Raw genomic sequence first — 19,168 nt, forward strand, 5'->3', positions numbered from 1 at the left:
GGAAAAAACGTGCTTATTTTTCATGGAAAACCTGTTCATGGAGCAATTTTTGATATGGATGGGACAATGTTTGATACTGAGAGGTTGCGATTTCAAACATTGCAACAAGCATCTCAAGAACTCATTGGACAGGAATTTTCACACGAATATTTAATGCAATGTTTAGGTTTAAGTGCAACTACTGCTGAGCAATTGGCTCAACGGTTATATGGCGTAAATGTTCCTTATAAAGAAATTCGAAAAAAAGCTGATGAGATGGAACTCGAATATATTCGAAAACACGGCGTACCTATCAAAAAGGGTTTAGTTCAAGTTTTAGAGCGTTTACGAAAATCGGGTTTAAGAATGGCTGTTGCGACTTCAAGTCGTAGGGCAATTGCCGAAGAATATTTAATTAATGCGAATGTTTATAAATTTTTTGATGTGATTACCTGTGGTGATGAAGTAGAGCAAGGAAAGCCACATCCAGAAATCTTTTTAAAAGCTGCTAGTCAACTTCACTTGGACGCTAACCAGTGTCTTATGTTTGAAGATTCTGAAAATGGTTTAACTTCAGCTCACACTTCAAAAGGTTTAACCATTTTATTAAAAGATATTAAAGAACCAAATGACGAAATGCTGGAAAAAGCACATTTTTATTATGATCAGATGTATGACTTCTTAACAGATCTTGACCAATTTATTCCTATTATGGATATGCCAGAAGTACAAGAACCTTTTCCACAAAGTTTGAATCAGCTTACCGTTGGGATACACGGTTTCGGTGCTATTGGTGGTGGTTATATGGCGCAAATCTTGTCGCATTGGGATGGATACACCAAACCAAGACGAATCATTGCTTCTACCCGTAATAGTCTATTTCGTGAAGCAGTAAATGCGTTTGGAACTTATGGCATTCGCTATGGGCAGTTTTCTCATGATGAACGCATTGAGAATATGACCATTGTTGATTCAGACAATGAACAGCAAATGTTAGAGATGTATACTCAATCAAGTTTGATCGCTCTGTGTTTACCTGAACAAGCAATTGAAGCCGAGTCAAAAACGATTGCAAAGGGTTTATACGCTCGTTTTAACTCACCACTTGAAACATGTATAGAACCGTTAACCTTTCTAATTATTTTAAATAAAGTTGGCGCAAAATATTTAGTGATGAAGCATCTGAGAGAAGCTCTACTAGAGCTAACTAACGATGAGGACGTGACGGAGCATATTTTAAAAGAACATTATTTTTGCGACACCGTTGTAAACCGCATGGTTTCTAAACTATCTAATCAAAATCTATATCGTCAGCTTCGCATTAAGCATCATTTTCTTGAACAGCATTTATCTGATGTGGAGCAAGAGGAACAGGTCGAAATTGAAGACTGCAATAAACTGACTCAAGATCAGCAAAACCAGGCCTCTTTATATGTTGATAACATGCGCCGTAATTTTCAGCCAGGACACATATTACAAAGCATGGATCTAATTTTGTTTCATAGCGAAACGGATATGCCAATTTATGTAGAAAAGGGTAGTCCTTTACTTGAAAAATTACGTCAAGTTGTCTTGGTTAATCAGATTACAGACATTCAATTAATCAAAAACCGTCTATGGAACGGCGTACACGCGATGCTTGCTTGGTACGCATCTTTACTTGGTTATGATTCTATTGGCGTTGCCATGGGTGATCATTCAGTTAAAGCCTTTGCAGAAAACTTAATTAGAGAAGTAAAGCAAGGGCTTGCAATCGTGTTGCCTAACTATGCAAAAGATTTGGTTCGTATGGCACAAAGCTTTCTAGATTCATGTGAATATGCATTTAAAGATCCTTGTCAACGAGTGGCAAGAGATCCACTTCGCAAATTAACTCATAATGAAAGAGTAATTGCGTCAATTGAGGTGAATATAGTGCATGATTTGCCTTATAAAAATCTATTAAAAGGTGCTGCACTAGGGTATGCCTATGCGATTCAATATTTAGAAATTGAAGAGGCGGATGCGATTAAACATTTACAGCAGCAAATTCAAAAATTGGATATGAGTACTGCCCAAAAAAGACAACTTGAAGTTGAGTTAACGCAATTAGTTCAATATTTATTTTCTGAACAAGGCAAACAGCCTTTAAACATGAATATTACCAACTCCAAAAGTACGCGTACTCAGTATGCTTAAGTTCGTTTAAATAATTAATGTTCTACAACTGAAAGGCAAACGTGCTTTAATACGAAAATTGAAAGATTTTGAATTAAAGCTGTGCTGCTAAAACCCTCGACGTTCATGGTGCCAACATTTATACGGGATTATCCTGAATGGCACTTTGGGCGCCAAAATTATGCTTTATGGTATTTAGAAATTAATGATCAAAAAGTAGTTGATTATTTAGATGCCTTGCGCGTGCATTTTTCAGAATTCTTATTAGAACCCAATAGCCGTCAATATCATATCACGCTGTTTATATGTGGATTTTTAACCCACGAAACTAGAATCTATAGTGATGACTTTAGTTTGAGTGAATTTGAGCAGCAAAGAGAAATCTTAATAAAAGAGGATTTTGCTCCATTTCATTTAAAAATTGGAGCAGTTGATAGTTTTAGCAGCGCCTTATTTGTTCAAATCCAAGAATCTCAAAATATTTTATCTCGCATACGTCAAAAACTAGGCACGGTTTTTAATGAAATTGCAGCTTTAGATTATTGCCCGCACATTACATTGGGGTTGTATAAAAAAGACTATAGTAGTGATTTGATTTTACGAAAAATTTCTCAATTACCTGTACAATATAAACACGCTGAATTTGAACTTAAAATTGAGCATTTGACGTTTGGTTATTATCAGGCTCAAACTTTACAAGGTAAGTTATATCCATATCAGCATTTGTTTTTAGGTGATTCATGTTGCAACTAATTTTGGGTGGTGCTCGTTCTGGCAAAAGTCGGTTGGCTGAACAAACGGCAATATCTACACAATTAGCTGTAACTTACATCGCGACGGCGCAAGCACTTGATCCAGAAATGCAAAGCCGAATTGCACACCATCAAAACCAGCGTCCTGTTCACTGGTCTTTAGTCGAAGAACCGTTATTTTTGGCAAAAACTTTGCAAAAAATTGATAGACCTAATCAAATCATTTTGGTGGATTGTTTAACGCTTTGGCTAACGAATTTGTTACTTTTAGAAGATCAAGACGTTCAAGCGTTTGAGTGCAAACAACTAATAGAAATTTTACCTAAGCTCCAGTCAGAAATTATTTTAGTAAGTAATGAAACTGGTCTTGGTGTTGTGCCATTAGGTGAGATTAGCCGCCGGTTTGTCGATGAAGCAGGACGATTGCATCAAACTTTAGGACAAATGGCAGATAAGGTTGTGTTTTGTGTGGCGGGTTTTCCAATGATTTTAAAAGGTGAGAAGTAAAATGAAATGGTGGTTAGAATCTGTACAGCAACCTGATCTGGAAGCAAAACAACAAGCTGAGCAACACCAACTCCAACTCACTAAACCTACTGGTGCCTTAGGTGATTTAGAACTGATTGCAATTACGCTTGCCAGTTTACAGTCAAATGCCCATCCTCAAGTTAACCATCCATGGATCACAATCTTTGCAGGTGACCATGGCGTGGTTGAAGAAAATATTTCTGCATACCCTCAAGCCGTAACTCGTCAAATGCTACAAAACTTCACAACTGGTGGTGCAGCAATTAGTGTCATTGCCAAATATCATCAAGCTGATTTGCAAGTGATTGATTGTGGTACCGTAGGTGAAGTGTACGAATACGCAGGCGTTGAACGTCATTGTATTCGGGCTGGTACAGCAAATTTTGCCAAACAAGCCGCAATGAATGCTGATGAATGTCGTGCTGCTTTAGAGTTGGGAAAAAAGAGTGTAGATACAGCTAAAGCCGATGGCGCAGATATTTATATTGCTGGTGAAATGGGAATCGGGAACACCTGTTCAGCTTCTGCTTTAGCTTGTCTTTTACTAAATGATACGGCTGAACAACTGACAGGTGTAGGAACTGGAATTGGTGCCGAACAGTTAAGACATAAAATTGAAGTAATTGAACAAGCAATTGAGCTTCACCATAAACATGTTACTGGTGATGCATTCAAAACTTTGTGTGCAGTTGGTGGATTGGAAATTGCGGCAATTGTAGGTGCTTATATTCGATGTGCGCAGATTGGCCTACCTATCATTGTAGATGGCTTTATTAGTTCGGTCGCTGCTTTATGCGCGGTACGAATGAACCCTAAAGTACGTGACTGGATGTTATTTGGCCATAAATCGGCTGAATATGGTCATCGCCGTATTTTGCAAGAACTCAATGCTGAGCCGATTTTAAAAATGAATTTGCGGTTAGGTGAAGGCAGCGGCGCGGGGACTGCCTTAGCATTGGTTAAAATGGCATGTGCATTACACAACCAAATGGCTACCTTTGCTCAAGCTGCCGTAAGTGGAGACAAAATTGGGTAAATTCAGGATCGATTTACTCAGACATGGTGAAAGTCAATATAGCCATACTTTACGTGGTCATTTAGATGATGTGTTAACTGCTAAAGGTTGGCAGCAAATGCAGTCAACCATTGAGCAAGTTGCAAATCATTCATGGGATGTAGTTGTAAGTTCGCCATTAAAACGTTGTGCTTGTTTTGCTGAGCAACTTGCGAAGACAACTCAGCTGCCTTTACTTCTAAATCATGATTTAAAGGAAATGTATTTTGGTGATTGGGAGGGCGTTTCAACTCAGCAAATTTATGAAACCTCCCCAGAATTGCTGGCAAATTTTTGGCAAAAACCGAGTCAATATTGTCCGCCGGGGGCAGAAACGTTAAACCAGTTTCAAATGCGAATCCTGAAGGGTTTTCAAGATTTGCTTGTACATATGCAAAAGCAAAATTGGCAACATGCACTGGTTGTAACTCATGGCGGTGTGATTAAGCTATTGGCTTGTTTAGCCAGACAACAATCTTTAGATGACTTACTTAAAATGCCAGCAGAGCTTGGGAAATTATATTCTCTCGAATTTTCTGAAAAAGATAATCAATTAAATTTTATATTGAGATAATACTTTTATATTTTTATACACTTGTAAGTTATTATTTTTACAATGTTATTTTAGCCTGTGTAATAGAACTGTCATTGCTAGAATCTAAGCTATTGGCATTTCTTATTAACAGCTTATCTGGCTTATGAATATTTTATTTAAAACAACTCTGCTCGCCGCATCATTATTACTTGCGGCTTGTAACAACAATGATGATCAAGATGTTAAAACAACTGCCCCAACAAACTCATCAAAATATTATCAAACCAAAACACCTTACCAACCGCAACAAAACTTAAAAAGTTATGAACAAGCGCCGAATGGATTTCAGCCAGTTTTTACAGAGTTAGTGGCACGTCATGGTTCAAGAGGCCTCTCAAGTCTGAAATATGATTTGGCACTTTATAATTTATGGAAACAGGCAAAAGCAGAAAATGCCTTAACACCATTAGGTGAACAATTAGGTGCTGATTTAGAAGCAATGATGAAAGCCAATATCTTATTGGGCTATGGCGTGGAAGGAATCCGCCAGTACGGTTATGGAAATGAAACCATGACTGGTATTTTAGAACACCGTGGCATTGCAGATCGCTTATTACAGCGCTTACCAAATCTTTTAAATTCGCAAGCTTCAATATTGGTGCAGAGTTCTGGAGTGGATCGTGCGGTAGATAGTGCTAAATTCTTCACTGCTGAGCTGATTAAGCAACAACCCAAACTTAAAGCTAATATTGTTCCAGTGTCTTATACCAATTTGTCGAGTGAAAGTGTTCCAAGTGTTGAAGATGGTGGCGTTGATCGTTTTAAACTCTATTTTCATAGTTTGAATGCAGACGAAGACTTAGCTCAACCACTGAGTGCTAGCCAACAGAAAGTTTATGATGCTAGTCAGGCCTATCAAGATTTTGAAGAAAATAATAAAGATTTAGCCCAAAAGTTAGTTGAGTTATCAAAAAATACAGAAGCTGAAAAAATAGCCCAAACTGTACTTAATCCGATTTTTAAAGCAGACTTTATTAAAAAACTGGGCACAACAGGTTATAGCTTTAGCAATACCGGATCCTTTACGGTAACTTCACCTAAAGGTGAGCAAATTACAGAAAAAGGTAAGGGTAAAAATACAATTGCCAGTGCAGTTGATGCAGCAGCTTATATTTATGAGCTCTATTCAATTTCTGGTGGTATGAAAGATGAGTTGAAAGGTATCAATTTTGATAAATATATGCCGTTAGATGCTGCGAAATTCTACGCTGAATTTAATGATGCAAACGATTTTTACGAAAAAGGTCCAAGTTTCACAGAGTCAAATCTGGTTACCAGTGAAATTGCTCAAGGACTTAAACAGGACCTATTCCAACAAGTTGACGACGTGGTGAATAAAGCTCAGCCTTACAAAGCAGTTTTACGGTTTGCCCATGCTGAAATTATTATTCCTTTGGCAACCAGCCTAGATTTACATAGTATGATGCAGCCTTTACCACTACGTCAGACTTATAATTACTCAACCAGCGCATGGCGCGGTGAAGTAGTTTCACCTATGGCAGCAAATGTCCAATGGGATATTTACCAAAATAGCCAAGGCAATACTTTGGTAAAAATGCTTTATAACGAAAAAGAAACTTTGTTCAAATCTACATGTAACTATGCGCGTTATACACCAACTAGTTTTTACTACGACTACATTAAATTGAAACAGTGCTATCAAATGCAATAGATTTTCAGTTTTTGGAGTCTTTAATGGGAATAGGGATTGCTATTCCCATTTTTATTTATTCATAATCCAATTTGTTTTTAAATATAGATCAGTTAGAGACTTGGATATGACACCTTTTTGGATTGCATTGCAATTTTTAACTGTTCTGCCTATTGAGCTAAAGACAATGCCGACGGCGCAAGAAAATGGTCGGGCTATTTTGTTCTATCCGCTGGTTGGGCTCATTATTGGTGGCTTTCTCTTTCTTGTCTCATGTCTTTTAACCAAATTACCAGTTCTTTTGCTTGCTGCTATCATAATGACTTTATGGATTTGGCTGACAGGTGGGTTGCATTTAGACGGGCTGGCAGACACGGCAGATGCGTGGGTAGGTGGTTTCGGAGATAAACTACGTACTTTACAAATCATGAAAGATCCAAGTTGTGGCCCAATTGGTGTACTAAGTTTAGTTATTATTTGTTTGCTCAAGTTTGCACTGGTCTATGTGCTGATTGAACAGTATCAAACGTTATTTTTAGTCTTTGTTCCCGTACTTGGGCGTATTGTGCCATCTATTTTGTTTTTAACTACACCATATGTCCGTGAAAAAGGTTTAGGCCGTTCGTTGACTGATCATTTACCTAAAACAGCCTCATGGATAATAACTGCGATAGTTTTGTTATTGGCTTTATATTGGGAATGGCAAGGGCTCATCGCCATTATTGGCTTTTTGATCAGCCTGGTTTATTTAAGACATCTGTTTATTAAAAGAATTGGCGGTATTACAGGTGATACAGTCGGGGCGGCGATTGAGCTTAGCGAAACCGTGCTGCTTTTTGCTTTTGTGGTGAGTTATTTCTATTTAGTTTAATGTTGAATTTCGAAAAATAAAAAAGCCCTCAAAAATGAGGGCTTAATTGATCTTCTTAAAAAGATGTATTAACGATTTGGTAAAACGTCTTTTAAAGCTTCATGCATTTCAAGTAATGTTTTTTCAGTAGTTTCCCAGTCAATACAGCCATCAGTCACTGATTTACCATATTCGAGATCACAAAGATTTTCAGGAATATCTTGGCGGCCGCCTTTTAAGTGACTTTCAACCATAAGTCCAACAATTGACTTATTACCATCTAAAATTTGTTCAGTAATATTTTTAAGAACAAGTGGCTGTAAGTACGGGTCTTTATTTGAGTTCGCGTGGCTCGCATCAATCATGATTTTAGTGCTAACTTTTGCTTTCGCTAAAGCATTTTCTGCTTCTTCAACAGAGCCAGCGTCATAGTTAGGCTTACCATTACCACCACGTAATACGACGTGTGCGTAAGGGTTACCGCTTGTATTGATAATCGAAACTTGTCCGTCTTCGTTAAGACCTAAGAAGCTATGACCATATTTAACAGACTGCATCGCATTGGTCGCAACAGTTAAACCACCGTCAGTACCATTTTTAAAACCTACTGGTGATGATAGGCCAGAAGACATTTCACGGTGAGTTTGGCTTTCGGTTGTACGTGCACCAATTGCAGACCATGAAATTAAGTCTTGATAGTATTGTGGAGAGTTTGGGTCAAGTGCTTCAGTTGCACATGGCAAACCTTTTTCATTTAACTCAAGTAAAAGCTTACGACCAATACGTAAACCTTTTTCAATATTAAACGAGTCATTCATGTCAGGGTCATTAATTAGACCTTTCCACCCAATTGTCGTACGTGGTTTTTCAAAATAAACACGCATCACTAGATATAGAGTATCTTTAACCTTTTCGCTTAGTGCTTTTAAACGATCGGCATATTCGTGAGCAGCTTTTGGATCATGAATAGAGCAAGGACCAATAACGACAAACAGACGCTTATCTGAACCATCTAAAATATTACGAATAGTTTCGCGGCCTTTTAGAACAGTTTGTGAAGCAACATCAGATAAAGGAAGTTCTGATTTAAGCTCATTTGGTGTTACAAGAGTTTGAATGCTTTTAATATTAACGTCGTCGATATCTGGCTTTGAAACGGAATTTAAATGTGTAGTCATTGCTGTCACTGGTTCGATCATACTAAAGGTTGTTTTGTGTACTGAATATACCATGAAATAATTATGAAAATACTACATCGCATGGTATTTCAGTTTGGAAAAATCTTATTGATTTTGCTATCTTTCAGCTGAGTTGCTTGTTTTTTCGGCAACTACAGCTTGTTGTTGTTGTACCACAGGTGCTTTTGGTTTTGCTTTGACTGGGTGAACCATAAAGTTAACACCGAGGGCAAATAGGGTAATCCCTAAAATTTTTCGGATTAAACGTTCAGGCATGCGAGAACTAATAAGTGTACCTACAATAATCGCTGGAATTGAACCCACCAATAACCACATAAGAAGTGTAAAGTCGACGTTACCAGCACTCATGTGTCCAAGGCCGGCCACTAAGGTCAGTAATACCGCATGTACCACATCTGAACCAATAATTCGAATCATTGGCAAGTTCGGGAACATGATCACAAGGGCCATAATCCCAAAGGCACCTGCACCGACTGATGAAAGCGTTACGAATACACCTAAGATGATACCCATAACCACGATAAAGCTACGTTTTTTATGAATAGCTAAATGCTCAGTCTCAGTTTGAGTTACTTCTTTACTTCTGAATTTATTGAAGAATTTTTCAATACGAGAACGAAAAATGATAGAAACACCAGTTAAGGTCAACATAAAGCCTAATACCATGGTGAGTACAGCTTTATAGTGTGTTGACTGACTTAAAAAATGTTCAAGTACCCAAGTGGTAGCGAAAGATGCAGGAATACTGCCTACAGCTAACCATAATACAATTGGCCAGACAATATTGAGTTTTCTAGCGTGAACCATTGATCCACAAAATTTTGAGATTGCGGCATAAAGTAAATCGGTACCAATTGCGATATGAGGTTCAATTCTAAAAAGGCCAATTAAAATTGGTGTCATTAATGATCCACCACCAACTCCTGTAATCCCTACACAGAAACCAACTAACATACCCGCTAAGATAAATTCAAAAGCACCAGACATCTTTATCGCCACTTATCACGAAACGCAGATATCTTATTCCTTTTAGAGATAAACAGTTGTCATGAATAATGATTTACTTATGCAAAAAAAAGCTAAGCAATGAAAATTTTGCTTAGCTTGTACTATATTTAATCATTTTTAAAGAAAATGATTATTTTGATGACCTTAGCGGATTAAGTAAAAGTATCAGGACAAAAGTTAATGGCGTTGCAAAAATCCACCAACTGACAAAACCAATTGAAAAGTTATAGTGGTGAATAAGAATAAATGCACATAAAACAAATGATATAAATGCAGCTATTTTAAATTGACGGTAATATTTTTGAGCTAATGATTTGAAATGACCTGTTGATTTGGGCGATCGATATTTTTCGCTGGCCATAAATAACAAATACATTCCTAATAAAATTAAGATGAAAGCTATACAGATCATGAGCTCACCTCAGTATTTAATTTATTCAGCTTTTTTTGAATTTTCTCTACAGCTTTATGCTGGATAGGTTGAATTTTGAAGAATATAAAAATTGCTAAAGCTGCAAAGATCCACAAAAATACATCTACACGTGCAAAGGTCCAATAATCTCTGAGACTTTGAACATACTCATGTTTAAGTAAATAACTTAGATTTAAGATAGGAAGTGCCATACAAAGCATAATAAAAATAATAAGTTGGGTTCGCCATAAATGCTGTTTTTTAGTGATTAACGCAATGATTAAGCTGATGAGCCAGACTAAGAAAAAACTATAGATTTCATAATTTATTGTAGTTGAAGTGACTGTAAATAATCGATTGGCGCTTAAATAGGCGACAGTTGCACAAGGTAACCCAACAAAAGTTGCGACATTTAAACGGTCAACCAAATAGTGTCCAAAATGAAACTTGCTGTTCTTATTTTGAATTTGTCGTTTAAGACTCCACAGTAACAAACCAGAGGCAATCATTACACAGCCTAAAATGCCTGAGAAAAAGAATCCTAAACGAAGTAAAGGCTGAGCAAATGTTGCCATATGTAGGCCATAGATACCCGCGTTCAGCGTTGCAATAGGACTATTATTACGTGTGTCTTCTAAGATTTTGCCAGTTGAAGCATTTAATGTAATTTGAGCTTGATTACGAGTGATTGAGTGATCTTCTTTTTGAAGAAAAGTAATTTGCGCCTGATTAGTATTCGGGCTTTTTACACTAATCGTTGATAACGGTTGATTACCCCAACTTTGTTGAACTTGGTTCAATAGCTTATCAATAGCTAAGTTTTGAGCAGGCTGAATTGATTGATTCTCAAGTACAGTCTTTGTACGGATTTCGGTAAAATATTGATAAGGGTTTTCAGGGTAAATCTTTTGCATTCCCCAAGGCAGATATAAATAAAAGAAAATAGCTAAGCCTGTGAATGTAATGGTTAAAAAGAAAGGCAGTGCAACGACAGAAGAAATATTGTGAAAGTCTAGCCATGAACGCTGAGACTTAAAGGTACGTAAAGTAAAAAAGTCGGTGAATATTTTTTTGTGGGTAATAATGCCTGAAATCAAAGCAATGAGCATAATAAATGCGGCAAGACACACAACTAATCGCCCAACTATTATTGGAATGCCAAAAAGCTGGTAATGGAAGCGGTAAAAGAAGTCGCCACCTTCAGTTGCCGAAAGTTGAAGTTCTTTTCCCGTGTTAGCATCAAGTGTGGCATTGCCATAACTGCCGTCAGCTTTTTCCCAATACATAGTGTTGATGGGACTTTCTTGTGTAGCAACTGTTAAATACCAAGATTTCGCATTTGGAGCGTTTTCTTGTAAATATTGATATGCTGATTTAATTGCTACATCTTGCTTTACTTCATATTGTGCAAGTGCAGGCTGCATCCATAAATTAATTTCGTGACGGTAATAGGACAAACTTCCCATTAAGAAAATGGCAAACACGAGCCATCCAAATATTAAGCCAGTCCATGAGTGTAGCCATGCCATAGATTGACGTATACCCTTATGCATAACCCACCATACGTGTCACAAAAAAGAAAAGGGCGCACAAAACAATTGATAGCCCAGTGAGTTTCAAAAGTGATTGAACGCAGAAACCAACAATCACAAAGATGACGTAAAATAGAATTGCTATAAAAGCTGCGAGATATATAGCTTCAGCTTTGTCGAGGGTCAAAAGAAAAATTCCAATGAGTCCAAGACTTAAATACGCCATACAGGCAAAGCCCATACCGAAAACTAACAAGAATCGATAGAAAACTTTTATACGATATGACATTGGGAGATTTACAGTTTTGGACATCTTTACTGACACATACACAAAGAATAATAAGTAAAGCCAATCCCTAAATTGGGATTGGCTACGATATTAATACTTAAACTTTACAGCAACTGTATAGTTGGCAGAAGGACCATAAAAAGCTTGGCCATCTGGAAAACTATTTAAATATTTCTTGTCAAAAATATTATTACCATTTGCTTGAAGCGTAATATGATTATTTACTTCATAGCTCGCCATTAAATTAACTAAAGCATATGCATCTTGTTTAATCGTACTGTTAACATTTGAATCATATAACTTTATCCCATCTTGCCATTGTAAGCCTGCACCAACTTTTAGCTTCGGTAAAACTGGTGGCGTGTAGGTGGTTAGCAAATTAAGCGTCTGGTTCGGATTATAAGTTCTTGCCTCGCCGCCATTTTTAATATCTTTAATACTAAATTGTGCGTAACCGAAAGAAAGATTCACATTATTTGTGATTTGACCTGATAAGCCGACTTCTACACCTTGTGACTCTAAATCACTCGTTGGTACTTTTCGATTAAGTGGATTTCCATCTGAGCTGCGTAGAGGGTAATTATTTTGTTCAGTTTTAAATACTGAAAGAGTACCCGTTAAGCGATCATCTAGCCATGAGCTTTTTACGCCCACTTCATAGCTTTTACCCTCAATAGGTTTTAGAGCTTGATTGGTATCTTTATCAATACCAGTTTGAGGACGGAAAATTGAGGTGTAACTCATATAACCCGTATATTCAGGTGTAAAGTTATAGGTTAGTCCAACATATGGCGAGACTTTACTCTCACGATATGACATGGGGGAACCATAGCTTTCGCCTTTACTTTCAGCTTTAACATAGTTGGCACCCAGTAAAAGTTTTAAATCTTCATTGAGATGTAAACGTGTAGCGGCGTAGATTGAATCAATATTTTGCGTATAGTTCGCAGCTTCAGTGAAATCTGACCATGTTATAGATTGAGGGGTCCAGCTTGCCCAATCTGTAGTGGTTGATTTTATAACGTTACTATCGTTAATCGTTCCTGTAGATTGTTTATCCTGCTGATGACTACGTACATAGCTATAACCGAAAGTTGCTTCATGTTCTCGATTAAAAAGTTTATAGGTTCCTTCGAGATTAAAATCTACTGCATGTTTCTCTTGATGTTCTTGACCTCCCCAAGGGGTTAAAGAAACACCTGATCCATCAGCTTTTGGATAACCATAATAATAAAGAAGACGACTATTATGCTTGGTATCAAGATAGTTATAGGTCAGCTTAGCGGTCCACTGATCATTAATTTTTTGCTTTAATTCAACAAAAGCATTTTGTGTTTCATTATCCCAGTGTGCCCAGTCAGGGTTAGGGTTATATGAGCGGTCATATGAAATTTGTTTACCATTGGCATCTAACAAAGGCAGAGCACCCCAGTTGTTTGCATTGGGTTTATTTTGTTCTTGGCTATAACCTGCGGTAAGTAAAGTACTATCTGTTAAATCAGCTTCAATAATACCTGCGAAACCATTTCTCTCTGACGAATATCGATCAAGGTAAGAATCACCGGTTTGCTCATAGCCCATGATACGGCCACGTACTTTTCCACTCGGGACAATTGAGCCCGATACGTCAGCTTCATAACGCTGCGTATCCCAAGAACCATAACTTACACCGCCACTTGCTTGGAATTCTTGAGTCGGGCGTTTTCTAATATTATTGATTGTTGCGCTTGGATCACCGAAGGCATTAGTTAAAGAATCAGCACCTTTAACGACTTCTACACGATCATAGAAATAAGTATCAGGATTCGTATTGTTATAGTTATAACCTGAGAGGGGAAAACCCACGCCGTCAGTTAATATATTTGAGATCTCAAAGCCGCGAGCCATATAAGTAGTTCGCTCAGTTTCTTGATTAGAGACGGTTACACCGGGAGTATTTTTTAAAACATCTCTGGTACTGTTAAGTCCGAAATCTTCAATTTGCTGACGAGTAACGACATTAATGGTCTGAGGAGTTTCTTTAGCCTCAATATTAAGCTTGGTTGCACTACTCGAATTTTTAACATTGTATGCTTTGGTTTGTTCAGAAGACGGCTCAGCATTTGATGCTTTAACTTGGATCGTCTGTAAAGCTTGGACATCTGTGTCTTGAGCATAGGTCAAGTTCGCATAACAAATTGCGCAGGCAATGACTGATAGCTTAAATGGTCGAGGTGGGATATTCATAGTGTTAAGGATAATGTAAATAATTCTCATTTATTCTATTGTTTGTAAATGTAAGCTACAATTCAAATTGCATTGTTAATTTGGATTAAAAGATCGTGAATGAATGTAATTTTAGATAATGTAGGTTATAGCTGCTTTTTGTGAGTACGTATTGATCAAGTTCAAGATTGATAAACCTCTATGCTAGAATGCGTTATTTCAAATTCTTGGGTAAATCGCCTTGGCAAACCGAAAACTTAAAATAGGCATTGTAGTTGGGGAAGTTTCAGGAGATACGCTTGGCGTTAAGCTCATGCGTAGTTTTCGAGAACAAGGAATCGATGCTGAATTTGAGGGAATCGGCGGTCCTCAAATGATTGCTGAAGGTTTTAACAGTTATTACCCAATGGAAACTCTGTCTGTGATGGGGATTGTTGAGGTATTAAAAGACTTAAAAAAATTATTCGCTGTACGTGATGGTTTAATTAACCAATGGACTCAAAATCCTGTTGATATTTTTATTGGTATTGATGCGCCAGATTTTAACCTTAGACTTTCTAAAAGTATTAAAGAAAAGAACCTTCCCATAAAAACAGTTCAATATGTGAGCCCATCAGTTTGGGCATGGCGTCAGGGGCGTGTTCATGGCATTAAACAGAGTATAGATTTAGTTCTTTGTTTATTTCCTTTTGAAAAAGTTTTCTATGAACGATATGAAGTTCCAGCAGCATTTGTAGGTCATCCGCTAGCTAAACAATTACCGTTAGAAAATCCAATTCAAATTGCAAAAAGGCAATTGGGTGTTGATGAAAATCAGAAGCATATTGCTTTGTTACCGGGTAGTCGAAAAGGTGAAGTAGAGCGACTCCTTCCTATGCTGCTGGGTGCTGTTAATATTTTGCATACAAAATATCCAGACATCCAATTTTTAATTCCAGCAATTAATGATGCCCGTAAGCAACAGATTGAGCAGGGTGTTGAACAATTAGCACCTCATTTAAAAGCTTGCATTCATATTTTAGAAAATACAGATAGCGAGTCTAAAGTTGGCCGTATGGTCATGAATGCAAGTGATATTATCGCGCTAGCCTCTGGAACTGCGACATTAGAAGCAATGTTAATGCATAGACCAATGGTCACTTTCTATAAGTTGCATTGGTTAACTTATTTAATTGCTAAGCTTTTGGTGAAAATTCCTTACTATTCTTTACCGAATATTATTGCGGGTAAAAAAGTCATTGAAGAGCTGATTCAGGCTGATGCAACATCAGAAAATTTAGCATCTGAAATAGAAAAATTGATGAATATTGAAAAATCTCAAATTCAAGTGATGCAACATTTAACCATGCATAAACAGCTTATTTCTGGAAATACAGAAGATCCAGTAAGGGCAATTTTGCAATGTTTAAATAGTTAATTTTTAAGATTTGAAGGGCTAATTGCTTTTAAACCAGCCAATGAAAACTTCTTAAAATGTTCAACTAAATCATGTAATGGCATCTGGGCGATATTCTTGAGAGGCTCAGGTGCTTGAGCATTCGGTCCTGCAATAATGAGCATCATGCAGGGTGTCATAACACTTAAAATACACGGTAAAACAGCTGGATCATTTTCATCTAAGCTGGCCACTTGGCTAATTAACTTACGAATGAGAAAAAATTTTCTCATTCCTGCAAATTCAATAAAACTTAATAAATGTTCAGAAGGCGAAAACAGTTCACGAATAAAGACTTTGCCATGCCAGACATCTTTTTCAGTTAATTTAAGCAATAAAGTCTCAAGTAATAAGCTTAATTTTTTTTCTGGAGAGTTAGCACTCTCAACAAGTTCTAGTAGGTATTTTTCATTTAGATAGTGGGCGTGAGCTTCTAATAAAACGGCTTGATATAAACCATCTCGGCCATCAAAGTGATAATTGATAGCAGCCAAATCAACATTTGCAGCTTGGGCAATTGTTTTGTTCGCTGTCTTTGCAAAACCATATTGGGCAATTAAAGGTCCTGCTGCCTCAATAATTTTAGATTTTGTTAAGTCACCATCACTTCGTCTAGATCTGGACATATTTAAACCTAATTTTAATTCACCATAAAAGTATATCTTTTAACCAAAGATTAAGGTAATTTAAATTTAAATTGAATTTAAACTAAGAAAATTTGAATTTAATAAGAAGGCTAATAAGATGAATAAAAAAGTGATTGCCGGTGTTCTAGTTATTATGGCTGTGGGTCTCATCGGCTTTTGGGCGTGGAATTATAATAATAAAAAACAATCAGATAGTTTTTTAACTTTATATGGGAATATTGATATCCGTCAAGTTTCACTTGCATTTGAACAGTCGGGGCGTATTCAGAAACTTTTAGTCCAAGAAGGCGATAAAGTTCAAACAGGCCAGTTACTAGCGACCCTTAATAGCAATGCATTACAAATTCAGGCAAAACAAGCACAAGCACAGCTTAAAGCCCAAAAAGAGGCAATTATTAAACAAGAAGTAGGGGCCCGTCCTGAAGAAATTACCCAAGCAAAAGCACAACTCGCTTCTGCTCAAGCAGAGTTAGATAAAATAGATAAAAACTTACAGCGGTTACAAATTTTGGTGAGTAGTACAGATGGACGGGCGATTAGCCAACAAGAGTTGGACTATGCCAAAAGTAATCAGCAAAGTGCGCAAGCAACGGTTCGAGAAAGACAGGCCAATTTAGAATTATTAATTAAAGGTACCAGACAAGAAGATCGTAAAGCGACCAAGGCACAATACGAAGTTACGCAGGCTAATTTAGATTTAATTAACTATAACCTTACTCAGACTGAACTAAAATCTCCTGTAAATGCAGTAGTTCGAGCACGTCTACAAGAAGTTGGCGATATGACGACTGCCCAGAAAGCTGTTTATACATTGGCACTGACTGATCCTAAATGGATTCGTGTATATGTAAATGAACAAGACCTAAGTTCTATTAAGTTGGGCGGCACTGCCCAAGTCATTCGTGACTCTGATCCTCATCAGCCCATTAATGGAAAAATTGGCTATATATCTTCAGTGGCTGAGTTCACACCAAAAACCGTACAAACCGAAGAAATTAGAACAACACTGGTTTATGAAGTTCGAGTGTATGTAAATGATCCGAATGATCGATTAAAAATGGGGCAGCCTGTTACGGTAAAAATTCCACTTGCTTCAGGTGAGAAAACCCATGACCAATGAAAATATGGTGGTTTCTGTCCATGATTTAGTCATGACTTTTAAAGCTGTGAGTAAAAAGTCAGCAGATCTTACTGCAATTGATCATTTGAATATGCAAATTAATAAAGGAGAACTTACTGCTTTAGTTGGACCAGATGGTTCGGGGAAAACAACTTTATTGCGGTTAATAGCAGGATTATATAAAGCCACTTCGGGTTCATTAAATGTACTTGGAATTGACGTAAGTAAAAATCCACAAGCTGTACAAGACCGTATTAGCTATATGCCACAACGCTTTGGACTCTATGAGGATTTAAGCGTACAGGAAAATTTAGATTTATATGCTGACTTACACGGCGTTTCAAAGGATGTACGGGGGAAAAGGTTTAAGCGGTTATTGGAAATAACGGATCTTACTCAATTTACTGAGCGCCTAGCAGGCCAACTTTCTGGTGGGATGAAACAAAAATTAGGACTCGCATGTACCTTAGTTCGCTCCCCAGAGTTACTTTTACTTGATGAGCCAAGTGTTGGAGTGGACCCTTTATCAAGACGAGATTTATGGATCATTATTGAACAGCTCGTGCAGGAAGAAAACTTAAGCGTAATCATAAGCACTGCTTATATGGATGAAGCAGAAAAATGTGCTCAAGTGTATATCATGCATGAGGGTAAAATCTTAAAGCAGGGTTCTCCAGAACAATTAAAAGAAATAGCACGTGGGCAAACATGGCAAGTAAAACCTCCTGCAAATATTAAATCACGGACTGTACAAGCTAAATTATTTGATCATCATCTAGAAATTATTGATGCTGTTCCAAAAGGTGAACAAGTACGTTTTATTAGTCGCCAAAAAGAACTATCAGCCGAAGCTTTAGCTCCAGAGCTAATAGCAAGTGCACGAGAACCTGAGCTTGAAGATGCTTTTATGATGTTGTTACAGCAGGTTCAAAAGCAACGAAAGCATATATCAACTTCTGAGCAAAATTTTAACTTACTCAAAAATCATGAGTTGAAATCAGACCAACCTGTCATTGTAGTCAAAGATTTAGTGAGAACTTTTGGAAATTTTACTGCTGTCGCTAACACATCATTTGATGTACAGCGTGGTGAAATCTTTGGATTACTTGGGCCAAATGGGGCGGGTAAAACGACCACATTTCGAATGTTGTGTGGATTGCTACCAGCAAGTAGTGGTTATTTGGAAGTTGCTGGTAAAAATTTACGCACCGCTCGAGCTGAAGCGAGGGCTAAGGTGGGTTATGTCTCTCAAAAATTTGCACTGTATAGTAATTTAACTGTTTTAGAGAACCTCAAATTTTTTGGTGGAGCCTATGGTTTATCGGGTGAAAAGTTAAAACAACAAATTGCTAAAGCGTTACAGCAATACGATTTAAAAAGTCATATTAAAAGCGGTGATTTACCGGGCGGTTATAAACAAAGGCTATCTATGGCTGCCGCTTTGCTACATGAACCGGAAATTTTATTTTTAGATGAACCTACTAGCGGAATTGATCCGCTTGCACGGCGTTCATTTTGGTACAGCATCGGTGAGCTCGCAAATCAGGGCATTACGATCATTATTACGACTCATTTTATGGAAGAGGCGGAATATTGTGACCGCATTGCCATACAGGATGCCGGAAAGTTATTAGCCTTGGGTTCACCCCAACAAGTCCGAGAATTAGTAAGTAAAGATAAATATATTGGTGATATGAACGAGGCTTTTATAGCAATTGTAGAGCAAGCACGTGCGTTAAGGCATGCTGTTTAGGA

The 19,168-nt window shown here is 37.4% G+C and carries 17 protein-coding genes and 1 pseudogene; 11 read left to right on the forward strand and 7 right to left on the reverse strand.

Annotated features, from left to right (window positions below):
• Nucleotides 1-9 precede the first annotated feature (9 nt).
• The 7 genes from mtlD to ACINWC141_RS01470 all read left to right on the forward strand — a co-directional run bounded on the left by mtlD (nucleotide 10) and on the right by ACINWC141_RS01470 (nucleotide 7,587).
• Nucleotides 10-2,157, forward strand: coding sequence for a bifunctional mannitol-1-phosphate dehydrogenase/phosphatase (gene mtlD / locus ACINWC141_RS01440; protein ID WP_009387075.1), 2,148 nt, complete (start codon nucleotides 10-12; stop codon nucleotides 2,155-2,157).
• 105 nt (nucleotides 2,158-2,262) lie between these two features.
• Nucleotides 2,263-2,889 carry a 2'-5' RNA ligase family protein gene (locus tag ACINWC141_RS01445; RefSeq protein WP_009387123.1) on the forward strand — a complete coding sequence of 209 codons (627 nt, stop codon included), beginning with the start codon at nucleotides 2,263-2,265 and terminating at the stop codon, nucleotides 2,887-2,889.
• Nucleotides 2,877-3,395, forward strand: coding sequence for a bifunctional adenosylcobinamide kinase/adenosylcobinamide-phosphate guanylyltransferase (gene cobU / locus ACINWC141_RS01450; RefSeq protein WP_009387194.1), 519 nt, complete (start codon nucleotides 2,877-2,879; stop codon nucleotides 3,393-3,395). The genes ACINWC141_RS01445 and cobU overlap by 13 nt, the downstream gene beginning before the upstream one ends.
• A gap of 1 nt (nucleotide 3,396) precedes the next feature.
• Nucleotides 3,397-4,452 (forward strand): nicotinate-nucleotide--dimethylbenzimidazole phosphoribosyltransferase, encoded by a 1,056-nt coding sequence (cobT, locus tag ACINWC141_RS01455; protein WP_009387084.1) that lies wholly within the window; start codon nucleotides 3,397-3,399, stop codon nucleotides 4,450-4,452.
• Nucleotides 4,445-5,044 carry a histidine phosphatase family protein gene (locus ACINWC141_RS01460; protein WP_009387099.1) on the forward strand — a complete coding sequence of 200 codons (600 nt, stop codon included), beginning with the start codon at nucleotides 4,445-4,447 and terminating at the stop codon, nucleotides 5,042-5,044. The genes cobT and ACINWC141_RS01460 overlap by 8 nt, the downstream gene beginning before the upstream one ends.
• A gap of 124 nt (nucleotides 5,045-5,168) precedes the next feature.
• The gene (locus ACINWC141_RS01465; RefSeq protein ID WP_009387071.1) at nucleotides 5,169-6,737 is read left to right on the forward strand and encodes a histidine-type phosphatase; all 1,569 of its coding nucleotides are present in this window, start codon (nucleotides 5,169-5,171) and stop codon (nucleotides 6,735-6,737) included.
• 106 nt (nucleotides 6,738-6,843) lie between these two features.
• On the forward strand, nucleotides 6,844-7,587 hold the full coding sequence (locus tag ACINWC141_RS01470) for an adenosylcobinamide-GDP ribazoletransferase (RefSeq protein WP_034677201.1): 744 nt from the start codon (nucleotides 6,844-6,846) through the stop codon (nucleotides 7,585-7,587).
• Between the two features lie 68 nt (nucleotides 7,588-7,655).
• On the opposite strand, the gene ACINWC141_RS01475 is transcribed toward ACINWC141_RS01470, so the two are convergent.
• Together ACINWC141_RS01475 and ACINWC141_RS01480 are read right to left on the reverse strand one after the other, a co-directional pair.
• Nucleotides 7,656-8,765: a 3-deoxy-7-phosphoheptulonate synthase gene (locus ACINWC141_RS01475; protein WP_081399974.1), complete on the reverse strand. Its 1,110-nt coding sequence runs from the start codon at nucleotides 8,763-8,765 to the stop codon at nucleotides 7,656-7,658.
• Between the two features lie 96 nt (nucleotides 8,766-8,861).
• Nucleotides 8,862-9,752: a sulfite exporter TauE/SafE family protein gene (locus ACINWC141_RS01480; protein WP_009387152.1), complete on the reverse strand. Its 891-nt coding sequence runs from the start codon at nucleotides 9,750-9,752 to the stop codon at nucleotides 8,862-8,864.
• Between the two features lie 61 nt (nucleotides 9,753-9,813).
• Between ACINWC141_RS01480 and ACINWC141_RS20190 the strand changes: the two are divergent.
• A pseudogene (locus tag ACINWC141_RS20190) lies at nucleotides 9,814-9,929 on the forward strand (hypothetical protein).
• On the opposite strand, the gene ACINWC141_RS01485 reads toward ACINWC141_RS20190, so the two are convergent.
• From ACINWC141_RS01485 to ACINWC141_RS01500, 4 genes are all read right to left on the reverse strand, one after another.
• Nucleotides 9,904-10,185 (reverse strand): hypothetical protein, encoded by a 282-nt coding sequence (locus tag ACINWC141_RS01485; RefSeq protein WP_034677204.1) that lies wholly within the window; start codon nucleotides 10,183-10,185, stop codon nucleotides 9,904-9,906. The pseudogene ACINWC141_RS20190 and the gene ACINWC141_RS01485 overlap by 26 nt on opposite strands.
• On the reverse strand, nucleotides 10,182-11,738 hold the full coding sequence (locus ACINWC141_RS01490) for a PepSY-associated TM helix domain-containing protein (protein WP_034677207.1): 1,557 nt from the start codon (nucleotides 11,736-11,738) through the stop codon (nucleotides 10,182-10,184). Before ACINWC141_RS01490 ends, ACINWC141_RS01485 begins: the two co-directional genes overlap by 4 nt.
• Nucleotides 11,731-12,030, reverse strand: coding sequence for a hypothetical protein (locus ACINWC141_RS01495; RefSeq protein WP_034677209.1), 300 nt, complete (start codon nucleotides 12,028-12,030; stop codon nucleotides 11,731-11,733). The genes ACINWC141_RS01490 and ACINWC141_RS01495 overlap by 8 nt, the downstream gene beginning before the upstream one ends.
• Nucleotides 12,031-12,096: 66 nt before the next feature.
• The gene (locus ACINWC141_RS01500) at nucleotides 12,097-14,232 is read right to left on the reverse strand and encodes a TonB-dependent siderophore receptor (RefSeq protein WP_009387070.1); all 2,136 of its coding nucleotides are present in this window, start codon (nucleotides 14,230-14,232) and stop codon (nucleotides 12,097-12,099) included.
• 220 nt (nucleotides 14,233-14,452) lie between these two features.
• On the opposite strand from ACINWC141_RS01500, the gene lpxB reads away from it, so the two are divergent.
• A complete protein-coding gene (gene lpxB, locus ACINWC141_RS01505) occupies nucleotides 14,453-15,628 on the forward strand; it encodes a lipid-A-disaccharide synthase (RefSeq protein ID WP_009387195.1) in 1,176 nt (391 codons plus the stop codon).
• Here the strand turns inward: lpxB and eppR are convergent.
• Nucleotides 15,625-16,272 (reverse strand): error-prone polymerase regulator EppR, encoded by a 648-nt coding sequence (gene eppR, locus ACINWC141_RS01510; protein WP_009387143.1) that lies wholly within the window; start codon nucleotides 16,270-16,272, stop codon nucleotides 15,625-15,627. The genes lpxB and eppR overlap by 4 nt on opposite strands.
• 118 nt (nucleotides 16,273-16,390) lie before the next feature.
• On the opposite strand from eppR, the gene ACINWC141_RS01515 reads away from it, so the two are divergent.
• Nucleotides 16,391-17,413 carry an HlyD family secretion protein gene (locus ACINWC141_RS01515; RefSeq protein WP_009387081.1) on the forward strand — a complete coding sequence of 341 codons (1,023 nt, stop codon included), beginning with the start codon at nucleotides 16,391-16,393 and terminating at the stop codon, nucleotides 17,411-17,413.
• On the forward strand, nucleotides 17,403-19,166 hold the full coding sequence (locus tag ACINWC141_RS01520; protein ID WP_009387083.1) for an ATP-binding cassette domain-containing protein: 1,764 nt from the start codon (nucleotides 17,403-17,405) through the stop codon (nucleotides 19,164-19,166). The genes ACINWC141_RS01515 and ACINWC141_RS01520 overlap by 11 nt, the downstream gene beginning before the upstream one ends.
• Nucleotides 19,167-19,168: the final 2 nt, after the last annotated feature.

The organism is Acinetobacter sp. WC-141, from assembly GCF_000313935.1.
In the GTDB taxonomy this organism is placed as follows: domain Bacteria; phylum Pseudomonadota; class Gammaproteobacteria; order Pseudomonadales; family Moraxellaceae; genus Acinetobacter.

Bases quoted from the DNA above. Each gene is read 5' to 3' on its own strand.
- ACINWC141_RS01445 (WP_009387123.1), top strand. From the start codon at position 2,263: ATGGTGCCAACATTTATACGGGATTATCCTGAATGGCACTTTGGGCGC.
- cobU (WP_009387194.1), top strand. From the start codon at position 2,877: ATGTTGCAACTAATTTTGGGTGGTGCTCGTTCTGGCAAAAGTCGGTTG.
- cobT (WP_009387084.1), top strand. From the start codon at position 3,397: ATGAAATGGTGGTTAGAATCTGTACAGCAACCTGATCTGGAAGCAAAA.
- ACINWC141_RS01465 (WP_009387071.1), top strand. From the start codon at position 5,169: ATGAATATTTTATTTAAAACAACTCTGCTCGCCGCATCATTATTACTT.
- ACINWC141_RS01470 (WP_034677201.1), top strand. From the start codon at position 6,844: ATGACACCTTTTTGGATTGCATTGCAATTTTTAACTGTTCTGCCTATT.
- ACINWC141_RS01475 (WP_081399974.1), bottom strand. From the start codon at position 8,765: ATGATCGAACCAGTGACAGCAATGACTACACATTTAAATTCCGTTTCA.
- ACINWC141_RS01480 (WP_009387152.1), bottom strand. From the start codon at position 9,752: ATGTCTGGTGCTTTTGAATTTATCTTAGCGGGTATGTTAGTTGGTTTC.
- ACINWC141_RS01485 (WP_034677204.1), bottom strand. From the start codon at position 10,185: ATGATCTGTATAGCTTTCATCTTAATTTTATTAGGAATGTATTTGTTA.
- ACINWC141_RS01490 (WP_034677207.1), bottom strand. From the start codon at position 11,738: ATGCATAAGGGTATACGTCAATCTATGGCATGGCTACACTCATGGACT.
- ACINWC141_RS01495 (WP_034677209.1), bottom strand. From the start codon at position 12,030: ATGTCCAAAACTGTAAATCTCCCAATGTCATATCGTATAAAAGTTTTC.
- ACINWC141_RS01500 (WP_009387070.1), bottom strand. From the start codon at position 14,232: ATGAATATCCCACCTCGACCATTTAAGCTATCAGTCATTGCCTGCGCA.
- eppR (WP_009387143.1), bottom strand. From the start codon at position 16,272: ATGTCCAGATCTAGACGAAGTGATGGTGACTTAACAAAATCTAAAATT.
- ACINWC141_RS01515 (WP_009387081.1), top strand. From the start codon at position 16,391: ATGAATAAAAAAGTGATTGCCGGTGTTCTAGTTATTATGGCTGTGGGT.
- ACINWC141_RS01520 (WP_009387083.1), top strand. From the start codon at position 17,403: ATGACCAATGAAAATATGGTGGTTTCTGTCCATGATTTAGTCATGACT.